The following is a 17,903-nucleotide window of genomic DNA, read 5'->3' as shown; positions in this document are numbered from 1 at the left end:
GTCAAAATGTCAGGCCACTCCCTGGCCCGTTCATTCACACCTGCGGATAAACGATATTCGTCCCCGGCGCTTCCCTGTGTAAATGGATAAAGTTCAGGTGGCGTTCATATTGATCGAGAATATCGATAATCACCTGTTCTTTGTTGTAATCCATCAAATCGTTGCCCTGGCTGCCTTCCAGTAGGAAGGTTTCCAGACGGAAATAGTGCGATTTCCCGCTGCGCGCGCGGTAGGTAAAGCCCGGAACGGAATATTGCTGCGGCCATACCTGATAGACAAAATCCTGCTCCTCGCCCAGATGTACGCGCAGATCCAGGTGCCCCAACAGTTCACCTTCAGCCGCCGGCACAAACTCTAGCGACACGCGGCCGCCGCGTAGCTCCAGCTCTTTTGCCACATCCTGCATGGCCGGGAAAATGGTGGTTTCCATCATCTGTTCGGTGTAGCGCGTACCGGGGTAGTTCATCAGGCGCGACAGACGTTTTTTCCAGCTCAACCGATCGTTGCTCGCCGGAATATAGGGCGCCGTTTCACGGCTGGCGCTGGCGCGACGATGATCTTCCACCTTCAGCGATTTATACAGCCCGGCCATGATGAAGAAGATCACAAAACTGAACGGCAAGCCCATGATCACCGTGGCGTTTTGCAGCGCGGAAATCCCATTGGTCATCAGCATACCCATCGTCAGCACGCCAATCGCCACCGACCAGAAAATACGCAGCCAGTTCGGCGCATCGCTGTTGATGTCTTTCAACTTCGAGGTGAAATTGCCGAGCACCAGCGAGCCGGAATCGGCCGACGTCACATAAAACAGCAGGCCGGTAATGGTCGCGACAGAGGCGCTTAATTTAAAGGCCGGATACTGCGCCAACAGGCTGTAGAAACCGCGTTCGGCGTGGTTAATCACTTCCTGGGCAAAGCCCGCATCGCCATGAATGATTTCATACAGCGCGGCGTTACCGAACACAGACAGCCAGAGCAGGGTAAAGGTAAACGGAATGATCAGCGTGCCGAGCACGAACTCGCGAATGGTGCGCCCGCGGGAAATGCGCGCGAGGAACAGGCCGACAAACGGCGACCAGGCAACCCACCAGGCCCAGAAGAAGAGCGTCCAGCTATTCATCCACTGCGTCGGGCGGTCAAACGCAAAGGTGTTCAGCGTCATCCCCATAAAGCGGTTGATGTAATCGCCAACGTTGAGCACCAGCGCATTAAGCAGAAACTCGGTTTTGCCCATAAAGAGCACGAACAGGATCAGGCCAAGCGCCAGCGCGACATTCAGTTCGGACAGAATGCGAATGCCTTTATCCACGCCGGAAACCACAGAAATAGTGGCGATCACTACCGACAGCACAATCAACGCCATCTGCGCCGTTAGCCCTTCCGGCACATCAAACAACACCTTCAAACCGTAATTCAGCTGTACCACGCCAATGCCCAGCGTCGTCGCGATACCAAAAATGGTACCGATCACTGCGGCGATATCCACCGTGTGACCGATCGGGCCATTGATACGTTTACCGAAAATAGGGTAGAGGGCCGAGCGAATGGTGAGCGGCAGGTTGTAGCGGTAACTGAAGTAGCCCAGCGCAATGCCCATCAGCGCGTACATCGACCAGCCGGTTAAACCGTAGTGGAACAGCGTCCACACCATCGCCTGGCGTGCGGCTTCCAGGGTTTCTCCGGCGCCTTCCGGCGGTTGCATATATTGCGTTACCGGTTCCGCCACTGAGAAAAACATCAGATCGATACCGATCCCGGCAGCGAACAACATTGCTGACCAGCTCAGCAAGCTGAACTCGGGTTTGGACTGCTCCGGGCCAAGCTTGATGGCGCCGTAGCGTGAGCACGCCATATAGATAACAAAGACGATATAGAGCGTGGCGGCCAGCATGTAGTACCAGCCGAAGGTGGATGAGACCCAGTTAACCGTGGTCTGGATCCAGGCCGCAGCGAGCTCGCTATAAAAAAGGGTGACAAGTGAAAATGTCAGAATCAGTCCGGCGGAGGTGTAAAACACCACAGGATTGATTCTGTCTTTTTCACTGGCAGGTGGATTAATCATCGGGTTCCTCTGGTTAATTTCCTGTTAATTTTCAGATGAGTGCCTTAATTCCTTGCTTGCCTTTTAGTTTTATCCCCCTCTGTTTATACGGCTTTGTTCGCCTGCGTTAGCATGTTCACTACCGCTTCGATTTTTAACAATTAAAGCACGACATCTTAACAAAATCCTTTTTTATATTGAACGTGCAATCAAAAAAAGATTAAATATGACCCTTACATTGCGGTGGAGATGGAGTCATGCCAAAGGTGGGAATGCAGCCGATACGCCGTCGGCAACTGATTGATGCGACCCTGGATACCATTAACGATGTTGGGATCAACGATGCCACCATCGCGCAGATTGCGCGTCGGGCGGGCGTATCGACCGGCATCATCAGCCACTACTTCAAAGACAAAAACGGTTTGTTGGAAGCCACCATGCGCGATGTCACTCGACAATTGCGCGACGCGGTGGCCGCGCGGTTGCAACCGTTAGCGCAAGCCAGTACCGAAGCGCGTTTGCTGGCGATTGTCGAAGGCAATTTTGATGACACCCAGGTACACAGCGCGGCGATGAAAGCCTGGCTCGATTTCTGGGCTAGCAGCATGCATCAGCCGCAGCTTGGCCGTCTGGAGCGCGTCAGCAGCCGCCGGTTGTTCTCCAGCCTGGCCGCCGAGTTTCGCCGCGAACTTCCGCGCGAACAGGCAAGGCTTGCGGCACACGGGCTGGCCTCGCTGATTGATGGCCTCTGGCTGCGCGCAGCACTGAGCGGCAAACCTTTCAATCTGGCGATCGCCAAGACGCTCACCACCCAATTCATTCGTCAGCAACTGGCTGGCGCGAAGAATCACTGAGGAAGGAGGAATCATGTCCCGATTCGCAGAACAACAGCTTTATATTGATGGCAAATACGTTCCGGCTGCGGCTGGTAAAACATTCCAGACCATCAACCCGGCAAATGGTGACGTGCTGGCCGAGGTTCACGAAGCTGAGCAGGCCGATGTCGACAACGCCGTGGCGAGCGCGCAAAAAGGCCAGAAAATCTGGGCAGCGATGACGGCGATGGCGCGCTCGCGCATTCTGCGCCGCGCGGTGGATATTCTGCGTGAACGCAATGACGAACTTGCCGCGCTGGAAACCCTCGATACCGGTAAACCCCTGAGCGAAACCCAGTCGGTGGATATTGTGACCGGCGCCGATGTGCTGGAGTACTACGCCGGTCTGATCCCTTCGCTTGAAGGGCAGCAGATCCCGCTGCGCGATACTTCCTTCGTTTACACCCGCCGCGAGCCGCTTGGCGTGGTGGCCGGTATCGGCGCGTGGAACTACCCAATCCAGATTGCGTTGTGGAAATCGGCGCCCGCGCTGGCGGCCGGTAACGCAATGATCTTCAAACCGAGTGAAGTGACACCGCTTACCGCCCTGAAACTGGCGGAGATTTACAGCGAGGCTGGCCTGCCGGATGGCGTGTTCAACGTGCTGAACGGTCGCGGCGCGGTCACCGGGCAACTGCTGACCGAACACCCGGGCATCGATAAAGTCTCCTTCACCGGCGGCGTCGCCAGCGGGAAGAAAGTGATGGCGAATGCCGCAGGTTCAACGTTGAAAGAGGTGACCATGGAGCTCGGCGGTAAATCGCCGCTGATCATCTTTGACGACGCGGATCTCGATCTCGCCGCCGACATCGCCATGATGGCCAACTTCTACAGCTCCGGCCAGGTCTGCACCAACGGCACGCGCGTGTTTATCCCAGCGGCATTACAGGCGGCATTTGAAGCGAAGATTGCCGAACGTGTGGCGCGCATCAAAGCAGGCGATGTGAACGATCCGGCCACCAACTTCGGGCCGCTGGTCAGCTTCCCGCATCGCGATCATGTGATGCGCTATATCGAAACCGGCGTCCGCGAAGGCGCGCGCCTGCTGTGCGGCGGTAAGCGCCTGACCGGCGCGGCATTTGACCACGGTGCCTGGGTCGAGCCGACCGTCTTCACCGATTGCCGCGATGAGATGACGATCGTGCGCGAAGAGATCTTCGGGCCGGTGATGTCGATCCTCACTTATGCGCGCGAAGAGGACGTAATCCGCCGCGCCAACGCGACGGACTACGGTCTGGCCGCAGGCGTGGTGACGCAAGATCTCAACCGTGCGCACCGCGTTATTCACCAGATTGAAGCGGGGATCTGCTGGATCAACACCTGGGGGGAATCCGCCGCCGAAATGCCGGTCGGGGGCTATAAACACTCTGGCATCGGCCGCGAAAATGGCCTGATGACATTGCAAAATTACACCCAGGTGAAATCTGTGCAGGTCGAATTAACCCGTTTTCAGTCCGTATTTTGAGTAGCGTAGTCACCTGAGGAGCGATGAATGGAATTTGATTACATCATTATTGGCGCCGGATCCGCAGGGAATGTGTTGGCCACAAGATTGACGGAAGACAGCGACGTCAAGGTGCTGCTGCTGGAAGCGGGCGGCCCTGACTATCGTTTTGATTTCCGCACGCAGATGCCGGCGGCGCTGGCTTACCCGTTGCAGGGCAAACGCTACAACTGGGCGTACGAAACCGAGCCTGAGCCGTACATGAATAACCGCCGCATGGAGTGCGGGCGCGGCAAAGGTCTTGGCGGTTCGTCGCTGATCAATGGCATGTGTTACATCCGCGGCAACGCGATGGATCTCGACAACTGGGCGCAGCAGCCTGGCCTTGAGCGCTGGAGTTATCTCGACTGCCTGCCTTATTACCGCAAATCGGAAACGCGTGATATCGGCGCGAATGATTACCACGGCGGCGACGGCCCGGTCAGCATCACCACCTGCAAACCGGGTAACAACCCGCTGTTTGCGGCGATGATTGATGCAGGCGTGCAGGCGGGGTATCCGCGCACCGAGGATCTGAACGGTTATCAACAGGAAGGTTTTGGCCCGATGGATCGTTTTGTGACGCCGAAAGGTCGTCGATCCAGCACTGCGCGCGGTTATCTCGACACCGCAAAAACGCGGCCAAACCTGAAAATCATCACCCATGCCACCACCGATCGCATTTTGTTCGACGGCAAACGCGCAATTGGCGTGCAGTATCTGCAAGGTTCCAGCGACGCGCCGCATCAGGTGCATGCGCGCCGCGAAGTGCTGCTCTGTGCGGGTGCGATTGCCTCGCCGCAGATTCTGCAACGTTCTGGCGTCGGCGCCGCCGAACTGCTGGAGCCGTTGGCGATTCCGCTGGTACATGATTTACCCGGCGTAGGTGAAAACTTGCAGGATCACCTCGAAATGTACCTGCAATATGAGTGCAAAGAGCCGGTTTCGCTTTACCCGGCGCTGAAGTGGTGGAACCAGCCGAAAATCGGCGCCGAATGGCTGTTCAACGGCACCGGTATTGGGGCCAGTAACCAGTTTGAAGGCGGTGGTTTTATTCGCAGCCGGGAAGAGTTTAGCTGGCCGAATATTCAGTACCACTTCCTGCCGGTGGCAATTAACTACAACGGATCGAACGCGGTCGAAGCTCACGGCTTTCAGTGTCACGTTGGGTCTATGCGCTCGCCGAGCCGCGGTTTTGTGCGCCTGAAATCGCGCGATCCACGCCAACATCCGGCCATTCAGTTTAATTACATGGCGCACGAGCAGGACTGGCATGAGTTCCGCGATGCTATTCGCATCACGCGGCAAATCATCAACCAGCCGGCGTTGGATAACTATCGCGGGCGGGAAATCAGCCCCGGCCTTGAATGCCAGACCGATGAACAGCTGGATGAGTTTGTGCGTAATCATGCGGAAACGGCTTATCATCCGTGCGGAACCTGCAAAATGGGCAGCGATGACATGGCCGTGGTCGACGGCGAAGGGCGCGTCCACGGGCTGGAAGCCCTGCGCGTGGTGGATGCGTCGATTATGCCGCTGATTATCACCGGCAACCTGAACGCCACCACGATCATGATCGGTGAGAAAATTGCCGATAATATTCGTGGACGCACGCCGCTGGCGCGCAGCGACGCGGATTACTTCGTGGCGGGCGATCTCCCGGTACGGGGTGAACCCCTGCGGGTTTAACAACACTCTCGCCGGTGAGCACTCTCCTTACCGGCTCAATTTTCACTCAGATCGTTTTGATCCTCGCTTTCGATCCTACTTGCCTGAAAAACCAGCAAATGGCCTGTTTGGCACTTCAGCAAAAATGCAAAAAAAAATTATTTAAATTAAATTTCGGGTTCTTTTGGTCGATTACTCATTCACGGCTAACTCATTCTGCGAGGTGCCAGTCGTTATGTAGCTCAATCATCCAAGGGATCATTATGTCAGTCAGGCGTTTTTCATTACTCGTTTTCGGTCTATTACTCTGTATCTTTCTCCTCAGCTCCGCATCCAACCTCTGGTCGCTCACCCGTAGCAATCAGTCGTTAGATAATGTGAACAACGACATTCACGTCGTGCTGTCGGTCATCGACCCGATTAACCACAGCCGAACTCTGCGGGTGCGCCTGATGGAAGCGATGATTAATGCCTCGCTGGGTGAAACCCAGAAAGCGCAGACGTCTATTGCCAGCGCAAATGAAGTGATGCAAAAGGCGACAGCGGCGTTTGAGGCTTATCAGTCCACTCCCCGTGTCGCGGGCGAAGACGATCTTGCGACGCCTTATCGCCGAGCCTGGAAAGACTATGTCGATAATGGCCTGCGCCCGTTGATGGACGCGGCGAAAAGTAATGACATGGCGCATTTCAACCAACTGATTAACATCACGATCCCGCAGCTTGATCGTCAGTTTGAAATCTCACTGGATAACCTGCTGGCGTTTCGCGAAAAGCATGCACAGCATCTGAACAATCTCGCACAGACGAGCTTTGTAAACAGCATACTGACTCTTGGGGGCTTCGCTGCGCTGTTCACGCTGATTATTGCCGGCATTTTTGTTCTGCTTCGCCGTCGCGTGCTGGCACCGCTGGATATGGCGCGTTTGTACTGCCAGAAAATGGCGGCCGGTGAATTGCATACCCCGATCATTTCCAGCACGAAAGATGAAATTGGCGACATGCTGAGCGCACTGGAGCAGATGCGTCACTCTCTGATGGAGATCATCTCGCAGGTACGCACGTCCAGCCAGAGCGTGGCCTACGCCGCTGAAGAGATCGCCGATGGCAATACCGATCTCTCCGCGCGAACCGAAGAACAGGCGGCTTCGCTGGGGCAGACCGCTGCCAGCATGGAACAGCTGACTTCTACCGTGAAGCACACCTCAGACAACACCCAGCAGGCAAACAACCTTGCAGGCAACATGCGCAGCGCTGCGCAGGAAGGTCACGTGATTGTTGGCGAGGCGGTGGTGTCGATGAAAGAGATTGAAGCCAGCTCCAGTAAAATCGGCACTATCATTACCATCATTGAAGACATCGCTTTCCAGACCAATATCCTGGCGCTCAACGCCGCGGTCGAAGCCGCCCGCGCAGGAGAGCAGGGACGTGGATTTGCCGTGGTCGCGACGGAAGTGCGTAACCTGGCGCAGCGTTCATCCGTTGCGGCAAAAGAGATCAAAGAGCTTATCGAGCAGTCTGGCCGACAGGTGTTGGTCGGTAGCGAACGGGTAACCAGCGCGGGTGCAAGCATGCAGCGCATTATCAGCGCGGTTAAGCAAGTATCGGAACTGATGGCGGGAATCGCCCTGTCCACCGGTGAGCAGAGCCGCGGTATTGATCAGATCAACCTGGCGGTAGCGCAGATGGATACCGTGACGCAGCAGAACGCCGCGCTGGTGGAGGAAGCCTCCTCCGCCGCTCACTCCCTCAAACAACAATCCCGGTTGCTGGAAAAAGCGGTAGCTGTATTTAAACTTGGCTGATCTTATGTCGGGTTCGGTTCGAGGCCGGTCATATGAAGTGATCGGCCGCTTCGTCATTTTCCCTACACACAGGCGTCATACAGTGGCGCTATGTGTGATGAGGGAAAATATGATGAAGCTTGTTAAATTGGCCGAAACTTGGATCGACCCCAGTGTGCGCATGCGTGAATGCGAGATTGGAATACAGTGTGAAGTGCTGGCGAATAGCCTGCTGGAATACAGCTCGCTGAGGGATTTCTCTTACATCGGTGAATATTGCACCGTTGCCGATACGAAGATTGGAAAATTCGTCGCCATCGCCAATCATGTGCGCATTGGCGCGCCCAATCATCCAATGGCGCGCCCGTCACAGCATCGCATCACATATTGCCCGGAATATTACTCAGCCAGCGCCACACGCGATCACGACTTTTTTGCCCGCCGCCGCGCCGACAGCGTCATCATCGGTAATGATGTGTGGATCGGGCATGCTGCGATTGTGCTACCCGGTGTGACGGTTGGTGATGGCGCGGTGATTGCTGCCGGCGCTGTGGTCAGTAAAGATGTCGCGCCTTACACCATCGTCGGCGGCGTACCCGCCAAAACCATCCGTTTGCGCTTCTCGCCGCAAATTGGGCGTCAGTTGCAACAGATCGCCTGGTGGGACTGGCCGCTGGAAACCATCATCGAGCGGCTGGCTGATTTTCAGGATGAAAATATTGATGCGTTTTGTGAGAAATGGGGAAATCAACGCTAACGCTGCCCGCACGCACATATTGCAGCCAGCATTTTAAGTTAAGCGCTGGCTGGCAACAGTGTTCGCAATGAGAGGGGTCAACCCTCAAGGTATTTATTCACCATATTCGCGGTGTGGGCGCTCAGCATCAGGATATCCCAGCACCGCATGGCAAACGCTTCATCATCAGGAATTGCTTCGGTGATCATAGCCCTGAATTCGGCCTCGGTGACAGATAACCCGGTTCTGTAATCGGGGTAATCTTTAAAGAACTGTTCGACAGTGATATCGCCATTCGCCAGTTTTGCCACATCCTCAAGCGTATTCTCAAAAATATCGGCGCTGCGGCGAACCCGCTTAACGGCAATTTTCTGTCGTAACTGCAGTAACTTTGCCCAGAAATTATGGTTGCGGCTTTGCTGTTTCATAAGTTTCTCGAGGTCAACGGCAGACAGATCGGTGGGGATATAGGTTCGGGCACGGGTAATAATATTCGTCGTGTCACGCATTTTTTCACTGAAGTAGAAGGGATAAGCAGTCACTTTTTTATTCAAAATATTCGCCAGCACTTTTCCGGTCGGCAGTGTTCCGAAAGCGCCAAAACAGGATTTGAGTTCTATTTCTTTGATTTGTGCCCAGTCCACTTTCGATATTTCACTTAACCCAAGGCCACGGATAACCTCTGCAAGTTCAGTCGCATCCAGGGAATTTACGCTGGATGGAGCACCATGCGCAGTAAGGGTTATTTTACTGCCGCTGACGGTAAATTCGGCGTCCTGCCCCAGCAGGGATGTCACCCGCAGATTGGTGAGCGAAATTTTGCCCGCATAAACTTTGCGATTTTTAAATATTTCATCGGAAAATTGATCGGCTCTGACGATGGCTTTATCCGCGGGCAGGCCCGCATCAAGATGTCTTGGATTAACCATGAAAAACTCGCCGTTTCCCAGGCTGTATATCACATGCCTTGTCGATGAGATATCGGACGTTTTATCAAAAATAACCAGTTGCCCCTCCGGCAGGGTTGCCAGCTGTTGCTTAGTGATCGAGGCCGCATCCGTCAACAAACCCGTCACAGGTTTGGTGCTCGTTGATGACAGCAGGGGCGTGAGCGCGTGCTTTAATGCGCTGGCCTGCTCTTCTGCCAGTTCTCCCGACTTACTGAGTAATTCTGCGGTTGTGGTCGCGATATCCGTGTTGTCCGTGACTGATAAAGCGGCATTCTCAGCCAACGATTTTAGTGAAGGGGAATCAGTCAGCAGGTCTTTAGGCCGGCCAGCGATAAGCTGCAGACCCGGTAACTGCGCATTTCCCCTGCGTCTGAAGGTCCCGTTCTGGAACTCGCCCAGCTGCTCTGCTGTTAAGATTTGCTTGCCATCGCCAAAGCTGCTGTTAAGAACGCTGTTTTTCATGCCGGCAAAGCGGCCATTACCCAGGCTGACCATGGCATGAATCGGGCGTGGACCCTTGCCCGGTAAATTGGGATCAACTTCCATAAAAACCAGTATTCCGCCCTGTTTTACATGCAACAGGTTCTCCTGGCTGTTAATCACCTGATTACTGGCAAACAGGCCATCCAGGGCGCCAGGCGAAGCGGCACTTTCCCGTTGATACCTGGCTGCCTGACGGATGCCAGTGCGTAAGGTTGTGGCCGGGCCTTTACCCAGTAATTCAGCATTTTCAAGAAGATCGACAGCATAATCCCAACAAACGCCGGATGTTTGCGTTGTCAGTCTGCTGCGTCTTGCTGCCTCGCGTACCGGGTTGAGACGTATTGTACCTCCAGCCTTCCTGGTATTTGTCGTGGCTGCGGGAGGGTCATCGACGGTTTTTTTAGGGAAATACCAGACAGGTCGCTTGATGACTTTCGCGTTAGGTACCTGGCAATTAGGCCCCTCGCTTAAATACTTATAGGGGCCAAAATCGATTTTTGCGTCCGATGTTTTTGCCAAATCATAGTCAGCGTAAATAATCAGTTTTCTTTCTGACGTGACATTGGCATATTTCTGTGCCCACATCTCCTCAGGCATGATAATAGGACCGCTTAATTCTTCAAATTGGCCATGAAATTGTCCGGCGGTAATGTCAAAAGCGTAATCTTTGCCCTCTTTAGTGCCGATAAGGAGGAAATGGTTACCGGCGTTGGTATCCATGCCGTTAACAAAAATTGCCATCGCCCGGCACCGAATATCGGTAAAACCATTTTCATTCATGTATTTGGCAACCGGAGCGATGACGGATTCGCATTTTTCCTTGGGTGATGATATCGCGCTGTTTAATTCACTGATTTTCTTGATTTCATTCAGGTGTGCCTGGGCATCAACGTCAGGAGTACTGATAAGGTTCTCGGTTACTTTCTCCGACGGAAGTCCCTCTCTGGAGGGTTGTTCACCCATAATATATTTCGTGTCGTTTATTCCCCCTCCGCGCAGTCCGCCGTAATTTTTATTTATCACCCATTTGCCATCTTCATAGACAACCGGTTCTCCATAGCTAAATCGTCCCGGGTTTTTAGGGTCGACGGTTCGCCATGTTTGCGCGTAATCATCCCAGCGTATCTGGTAGATATTGTCATCTGATTTGATGTAATAATTCCCCTTTCTTTCTCCACTCGCCTTTGTTATATAAACTTTCACTCCACGTACGTTGGTCTCAGATAAGTCGTCAAGAGATATCTCTGTATTAATATATTTTCTGTTAATACCTCTGCTATTTATTGCGCCGGGAATATTCGTGTTAATAATGTTGTCGAAGCCGGAGAATAAATTTTTCTTTGGCATGGATATTTTTATTAAGCTTTCGACATTAACCGGTAAGACAAGATCCAGGAGTGAATTGACGCTTATTTTTGCCAGTTTTGTTGCACTGATGAGACCTTGTTTTCCCATTTCCTTAATGACATATTTTTGTAACTCTTTACCCAATAATCCTTTTTGGGTTCCTTCACCAATAATTTTACCAATTCCTTTTGCATTTTTGAGTAGTGATGCTGTTTTGGTTCCCGCCTGAGAGGCAACAAAGCAAACACCCACCACATCGAGCATAATCGATGCGGCGTCAACCTTGTGCTCCGGATCATTGATTGCGCCACGTATCTCAGCATAAAACGGGACGAGAACATCAGTTATTTTCTGAAAGATTGTTGACTTATATAGCGAACTTTTTCGATTGGTGGCGGAACGGTTCAGTACATCACGAAAAGCTTTATTCAGGGTTTCAATTAATGTTTCCTGAGGTTGGTCTGAATTAAGTTCAGAATCATAGGTCAGACCATAGTATTGTTGTTTTTTGAAAGGATTGTTATAAGTGACATCATCGCTGCCTTTGTATAAGGTATTATCAATCAAATCTGTTAACTCTTTATTTTTCCTGGCTTCAAGGCTGTGATATTTTCTGGTCTTGCTGTCTTTATTTTCAGGATCAAAGTTTTCGTTGAAGAAAAGTTCGAGAAAGACGGACTCAATACCATGGTAATGCGTTTTTTTCGGGGTAAGGGAGGCTATTTTTCGTAGCCAGATATTATCCATCATTTCTTCAGGTGAGAATATCCGGCTAAAAAGCGCGTCGGGAAAAATCGAGAAAAATACCCATCGCCCATCTTCTAACTCGATAAATAACATCGCACCATCATGTTTATCCTTAACATCACTGGATTGAAGGACATTGAAATAGAAACGTTTTTTGACTTTGGAAGTTATTTCATTTAAGGAGAGGTCAGATAATAAAAGTAGACTTTTTGTATTCTCACTGGCTTCATAATCGCTAAATTTTTCCTTGTAGGTGATAAATTGCTGATAAAATTCGCTGTCAGAGGCGAAATACTCGCTACCCAATAAATCAGACAACGGCATATAACCTGCAGGCATTTTTTTAATTTGCTGGAGTGGGTTTAAAGAATGGGCGTCGGTATAATAAACATCGATGACATTATCAATGTCTGCGGATCGCAGTGCGTTATAATCTTTTTTGTTCTTCAGTAACCAGTAGATCAAAGGTGCCAACAACTGGTTCGCTTCAGCATTATCATCAGCAGGAAACATCTCATTGTAAATACGCTCCGCTTCGGTATTGCTCCATTCTATATCCTGGTAACTGTTCTTCAGTGTTGGAAATTTAACTGACGATTCTGATATTTTTTCTATCAGTTCCTGCCCCAGGGCATGGCGTTCGATTATTTGCATTATCACTGTTTGCGCTACGCTCAATACCTTTAATTTATCGAGATCTTGTGTGGTATAAGCATCTATTAGCGCACTTCTGATGGCAATTTTTTGCAGGGTAAGATCGATTAATGACGATTCAGTGATTTTCAGTTTATCATTGTTGCCTGAAAACGTCTTTTGACGCTCAAGTGATTTTTTCGCTAAATCAATACCAATATTTGCGGTCTTATAATTTTTTTCATAGTTGTCGATAACCTTCTGATATTCAGCTTTGCGGTTTAGAACCTGCTTTCCTAGCGAATTAAGTTGAGTGATTCTAATTTCATGTTTTTTGATTTCTGCCTTTGAAGCATCTATCTGAGGCTGTACTAACTGAAGATGTTTATCCATCGGGCCACTTGCAGGTAAAGTGAGCCAGTAATCTAGATCTGCTTTTCGCGTTGTGATCGCATAATGTCGTTTCTTGATCTCTTGAACAATGGTTGCGGTGTTGAATTGTGTAACCCTTGTTTTTGCCTGTTCTGCCGCAACGAGAGCCTGTCGTGCGGTATAAATATAAGTGCTTTGCCCTGTGGCGTTTGAGAACTCTTCCCGATATAGAGCGAGTAGGTCTTCGTTCCAGTTATATTGATTTTGTGCATTATCTTCGTCCGGTTGATAGTAAGCAAAAGATTTACGAAACTCAGATATTCTATTACTTAAAAAGATAATATCCCTGAGCTCACTACTGTCAGGTTTTTCATAGTGCAGATAAAATGCATCTTCAAGTATTTTTTGTACATCGCGCAGGAAATTGTCCAACGAAGTGAAATGATCAGTCCATAATAATGACTCTATTTTTGCTCGTGAATTACTATCAAGATTTGCATTATCCAGATCACTTAACAGGATATCCATATCGAAATCATCTGTTATAATTTCCTCATCAAAATATTGCCATTGATTATTGTCCTTACGGAGGATAATAAATTTACGGATACCATTGACTGTGATTGTCACACCACCGACTTTATCGTTTATCCAGCTAAACTGCCAGTATCGATTTTGCATGTAAATATAATATCTACCCGTTTTGTCTTTATATACTTCTCCTTCTGAACCAGGACCTGAGTCATCTGGACGTACCGATGAACTGCGATCCCATCTTTTCATCTCGTTAATCAAATCCGCAGGCAATAAGTTATTTGTTGTTCTCTCGTTTTTATCAGTTTCATCATCTTCGATTCGTAATGGTTCCCATGTATTGGTGCCTTTATTGTAAACGACATCAAGATGTTCCTTACCTCCGGTTTCAATAATTTGTGAAGTTTCTCTGCCATACTTTTCGTTAAATTTTAAAGGTGTGATATGCCAATAATATCCATTCGCCAATATATAAAACTTGAGAGAGAAAAAGTCAAAATAGAGTCCGCTATCTAATTTTGGTAAAGTGCGGTTTGCGAATGTGACTGCGTGACTAGTATCAAAAAAATCTCTGATATAAGTTTCAATACTGAAATTCCCGGCAGTTTTTTTCGGTATAGGCCAGGATTTAATCGTTGGTGTCAGTCTCCATTGCTCATTAATTTTCCTGATGTTGACAAATTTTTTCTGTTCCTGGTCATTATTTTCCAATATGACAACCGCTGTTGAGTTACCTGTAATAATAACGGGCCAGTATAGGCCATTAAGATAGATATAGTTTCTTTGAGTTTTTCTATCCTCATAAATTTGCACCTCTGTACCGGAATCCATATTGGTATAAGAAAAGGCACTGTTTTCTGACCAGCTTTTTGCCTGTTCATTAAGTTCGGTTGATGCCGTACTGGCGGGGGATTTTACTGCTGATTCCGTCTGACTACTGGCGTCTGAGTCGGTTTTATCCCCCTCAGATGCCGGGCTTTCTGGCTTCACGGGCAGCGCAGGATAATGACCTTTCGCATCGTCTGCTGCGGTGGGTATCCATGTGTTTTCCTTATGGTTAAGCGATATGCCTGTTCCGGGGCCTTCGCCTCTGAGGTTGGATCTTTTTATCCGCTTGCGACGTACTGCAGTTATTCGTTTTCCCTCTTCTTGGGGTTCATCAGTGACGGCTGACGCAGGCTTTTCACTCTCACCGGTTTTTGTGCTCTCATCCTGCGCAGTCGCTTGAGTCGTATCAGTCGCTTCTGCCGTTTCAGCGGTTTCGTCCTGACTGGCTTCGGCAGTACCTTCTTCTTCCTGCATATCCGTCGTGCTGAACTGCTGTATTATCCGGTCAATTTTCTCACGCTGTTCACGGGCAGCCTGCTCCCAGACTTTCTGCATCGCACTTTCCGCGCTGGCCCTGACCGCCGCGTTGAAGGCGGTATAGCCGCCGGAAGCAAGGCCGAACCACATTGCTTCCTGCGGCAGGTCAGCCACCACTTTTTTCGCCAGATTTTTCGCGTAGCCTGCTTTCCCGTTCATCAGTTCGCTGCCAACGAGGGTGGCGGCCACGCCATAGGCGCCTGCCGGTGATAATGACAGGGTGAGCCGGAAGGCCAGTTTTGACAGTTCCTGATTGATAAGGCGGTTTCTGGCGCCGGTTGCCGGCCCCTCACCGAGCCGGACACGGCTCATGGCCTTAAGGTTTCGGTTCAGTGTCCAGCCGGTTCTTGCGCCCCGCAGGGCAATCCGCACGGGCAGGGAAACAGGCCCGGTGAGCAGTTTAAAGCCGCCTGAAACGGCGGCGGACAGGGCGCCGGTGAGGATTTTTTTCTCGGCCCAGTGCTGAATATCCGCCGGTACGCTGCGTGTCCCGGCCAGGATTTCCTCGGCCGTCGGCGGGTAGACCGTTGTCCCTTCGCCCGCATGTTTCAGCGCGATGGAGACCCGCTTCAGCAGGCTTTCCCCCTGAAGATCGATACTGTCGGCAAAATGGTGGCGGTGCCCGCTGAGCAGTTCAGTGAATAACGTGTCGAAAAGCGTGCCGGCGCTGGTTTGTTCATTAACGGGAAAGTCTGCCAGGTAGTCCTGTTTAAGACTTTCAGCCCATTCACTGATGCCGCGGGCCAGCATGCCGCTTCGCGAGAAGTTATCCGGCGCATGGCCGGTGAGCCGGATGGCCTGCGTCTTGACTTGGTTCTTGAGGGTTTTCAGTGCCATCAGCCAGTGACCGGTTTTTTCCTGCAGCGCTTTTCCGCCTTCATGCCCGTGCCCGCTCAGCCGTACGGCGGACGCGCTGAGCTGACGGCCAATATCCGCAAGCTGTTCAACAGCGGTGGTCATCGTCTCATCCATGCTGCTGAGGGCCTCGCCGTTTCCCGGCTCCGGGCGTGCCCGCAGCTCATCACTCAGCACAAAGTAAAACTCGTTCGCCCACGTGTTATCCGCAAGCCGGGTGAGGGGCGCGACCAGAGTTTCAATCTGTCTGGCGGCATTCTCTGCAACGTTCTGCCAGCGGGTGGCCTCCTCGCCGAGGCGCAGGGAAAGCAGCTCACTGAGCAGCGGTAATTCCTGCGGATCGGCGATTTCCCGGCTGATGCGTTGCTGCTGCTGCACCGCTTCCTGGCGCATCCAGGCATAACCTGGCAGAAGTTTAATGCGCCGCTCGGCTTGCTGAATTTCATCCAGTAACAGCAGGGCGGTGTTGGTAATGGCCTGGCGGGTACCTTCCGTGACCGCCGGTGTGCGCTGCAGGGTATGCCGGGCTTTGTGGACCAGCCTGCTGAGCCGGCTGCCGGTGGTCTGCGCCAGCCCGGCGGAGGTGGCTTTTATCCTGCGCCCTTTTTTGCGGCCCCGGTCCCGAACATATTTTTTGAGGGTACCCGTTAAACCTGCACCTTCTTTTTGCTCCGGGGGAAAATTGTCCGGCGCCGGTTCAGTGCGCTGTTTTTCCTGCAGGAGACGAACGGCAACGGCGCTGAGTGCTTCGGCCACCGGCACAATACTGCCGGCGAGCTTCGCCCTGGCCGAACCGCCCCGGCCGGCGGTTACGTGCACGGCGGCAATCAGCGGGTTTCCCACAATGGCATTGCGATCGGGTGCATCGTCAACCGCCTGAAGATAGCCGGCATACAGCTGGTAGCCCTGGCTCCAGTGCATTATTTGCTCGGCGCTCATCTGCCCGACATCAGACTCAGCAAGCAGCATGTCCAGCGCGGCGGCGCGGGCTTCCCGGGCGCCCTGAAGAAGCGACAGCGCCCGGGTCTGCAGATGCGCGGTCAGTCGCTGGCGGGTGATGCGGCTCTCGGTGAGCAGGGATTCTTTCAGCAGGCTGAATTTTTTGTATTCGGCCGAGAGCGCATTGCTCTGTGCAAACATCAGACTTTCTATCCACTGGCGGCCGGCCTGGCGTTCTGTCGCCGGCATATCCTGCTGAAAAAGCCTGTCCGCAGCGCCTGTGACCAGCTGCTCCCTGTGTCTGCGCGCTGTCTGTTCGACTTCGTCTTCCCAGTTCAGGGTGCTGACTTTCCGGATGGCGTGAATATCGTCCAGCGCGGCACCAAGCTGGTGGATCACGGCATTCACCACGGGCAACGCCTGTAATAGTTCAGGCGGGGAAGTCTCTTCGGTCATCACGACGGAAGTCAGGATATGAGTAAAGCGCTGCGCAGGTTTCAGCAGAGCGTCGGGGATGTCGGGACGGTTTTTCTGCAGCGTCGCCTGCACTTTTTGTAAGGCATTTTTATCCAGCCCGGGAAGGTTGTACCCCTTTTCCTGATATTCCAGCAGCTGTGGCAATTTCTGGTTTAACGCACCGGCAATAAACTCCCTGAGTTCGTCTTTTGTATTTTCAGTGATCTGGTTACTACTCTTCGTATTATTTTCTGAATGTTCGCTGATAGTTTCGCGGAGGCTGTCGAAAAACATTTCATAAATATCGCCGGGAAGTTCCCTGAGATCATATTTTGCTGAGGGGCTGAAACCCGCTTCTGGCAGTTCTGAATCAAATACGTCTGCGTATTCCGGTGCAGTACCGGTCAGTATCCTGGGCAGGATGTCATGGTCAGACATATTAACCTCTTGATAAAGATGTACTCTGGTGACTTCCCTGAAAGGGGCGGGAAATAATCGTTCTGAAGATAATTTAATTTGCGTGGGAATTTTAATTAATAGCAAAGGGGGGAAGGGATTCAAGGTGAAGGATTTTTTTTAGGATGTTTCATTCGTTTTATATCAAAGCGGTAAGTCCTGTAGGGAAAGTGTTGACG

General features: G+C 51.7%; 7 protein-coding genes. 5 read left to right on the top strand and 2 right to left on the bottom strand.

The window, feature by feature from the left end; all coding sequences use genetic code 11:
* Positions 1-34: 34 nt before the first annotated feature.
* The gene (locus AAEY27_RS19175; RefSeq protein ID WP_342322386.1) at positions 35-2,065 is read right to left on the bottom strand and encodes a choline transporter; all 2,031 of its coding nucleotides are present in this window, start codon (positions 2,063-2,065) and stop codon (positions 35-37) included.
* Between the two features lie 236 nt (positions 2,066-2,301).
* On the opposite strand from AAEY27_RS19175, the gene betI reads away from it, so the two are divergent.
* The 5 genes from betI to AAEY27_RS19150 all read left to right on the top strand — a co-directional run bounded on the left by betI (position 2,302) and on the right by AAEY27_RS19150 (position 8,608).
* Positions 2,302-2,898 (top strand): transcriptional regulator BetI, encoded by a 597-nt coding sequence (gene betI / locus AAEY27_RS19170; RefSeq protein ID WP_342322385.1) that lies wholly within the window; start codon positions 2,302-2,304, stop codon positions 2,896-2,898.
* Between the two features lie 13 nt (positions 2,899-2,911).
* The gene (gene betB / locus AAEY27_RS19165) at positions 2,912-4,384 is read left to right on the top strand and encodes a betaine-aldehyde dehydrogenase (RefSeq protein ID WP_342322384.1); all 1,473 of its coding nucleotides are present in this window, start codon (positions 2,912-2,914) and stop codon (positions 4,382-4,384) included.
* 27 nt (positions 4,385-4,411) lie between these two features.
* A complete protein-coding gene (gene betA / locus AAEY27_RS19160; RefSeq protein ID WP_342322383.1) occupies positions 4,412-6,091 on the top strand; it encodes a choline dehydrogenase in 1,680 nt (559 codons plus the stop codon).
* A 242-nt stretch (positions 6,092-6,333) separates the two neighbouring features.
* Positions 6,334-7,872, top strand: a complete 1,539-nt coding sequence (locus AAEY27_RS19155) for a methyl-accepting chemotaxis protein (RefSeq protein ID WP_342322382.1) — start codon at positions 6,334-6,336, stop codon at positions 7,870-7,872.
* A 112-nt stretch (positions 7,873-7,984) separates the two neighbouring features.
* Positions 7,985-8,608, top strand: coding sequence for a DapH/DapD/GlmU-related protein (locus AAEY27_RS19150; RefSeq protein WP_342325645.1), 624 nt, complete (start codon positions 7,985-7,987; stop codon positions 8,606-8,608).
* Between the two features lie 77 nt (positions 8,609-8,685).
* Here the strand turns inward: AAEY27_RS19150 and AAEY27_RS19145 are convergent, their stop codons facing one another.
* A complete protein-coding gene (locus AAEY27_RS19145; RefSeq protein WP_342322381.1) occupies positions 8,686-17,706 on the bottom strand; it encodes a hypothetical protein in 9,021 nt (3,006 codons plus the stop codon).
* Positions 17,707-17,903 lie beyond the last annotated feature (197 nt).

It is taken from the genome of Kosakonia sp. BYX6, assembly GCF_038449125.1.
GTDB lineage: Bacteria > Pseudomonadota > Gammaproteobacteria > Enterobacterales > Enterobacteriaceae > Kosakonia > Kosakonia calanthes.
The sequence above is the reverse complement of the archived record's forward strand: the minus strand, read 5'-3'. Positions and strand labels throughout refer to the sequence as shown.

Coding starts and splice junctions, on each gene's coding strand:
- AAEY27_RS19155 (WP_342322382.1), top strand. CDS start 6,334: ATGTCAGTCAGGCGTTTTTCATTACTCGTTTTCGGTCTATTACTCTGT.
- betB (WP_342322384.1), top strand. CDS start 2,912: ATGTCCCGATTCGCAGAACAACAGCTTTATATTGATGGCAAATACGTT.
- AAEY27_RS19145 (WP_342322381.1), bottom strand. CDS start 17,706: ATGTCTGACCATGACATCCTGCCCAGGATACTGACCGGTACTGCACCG.
- betA (WP_342322383.1), top strand. CDS start 4,412: ATGGAATTTGATTACATCATTATTGGCGCCGGATCCGCAGGGAATGTG.
- AAEY27_RS19150 (WP_342325645.1), top strand. CDS start 7,985: ATGAAGCTTGTTAAATTGGCCGAAACTTGGATCGACCCCAGTGTGCGC.
- AAEY27_RS19175 (WP_342322386.1), bottom strand. CDS start 2,065: ATGATTAATCCACCTGCCAGTGAAAAAGACAGAATCAATCCTGTGGTG.
- betI (WP_342322385.1), top strand. CDS start 2,302: ATGCCAAAGGTGGGAATGCAGCCGATACGCCGTCGGCAACTGATTGAT.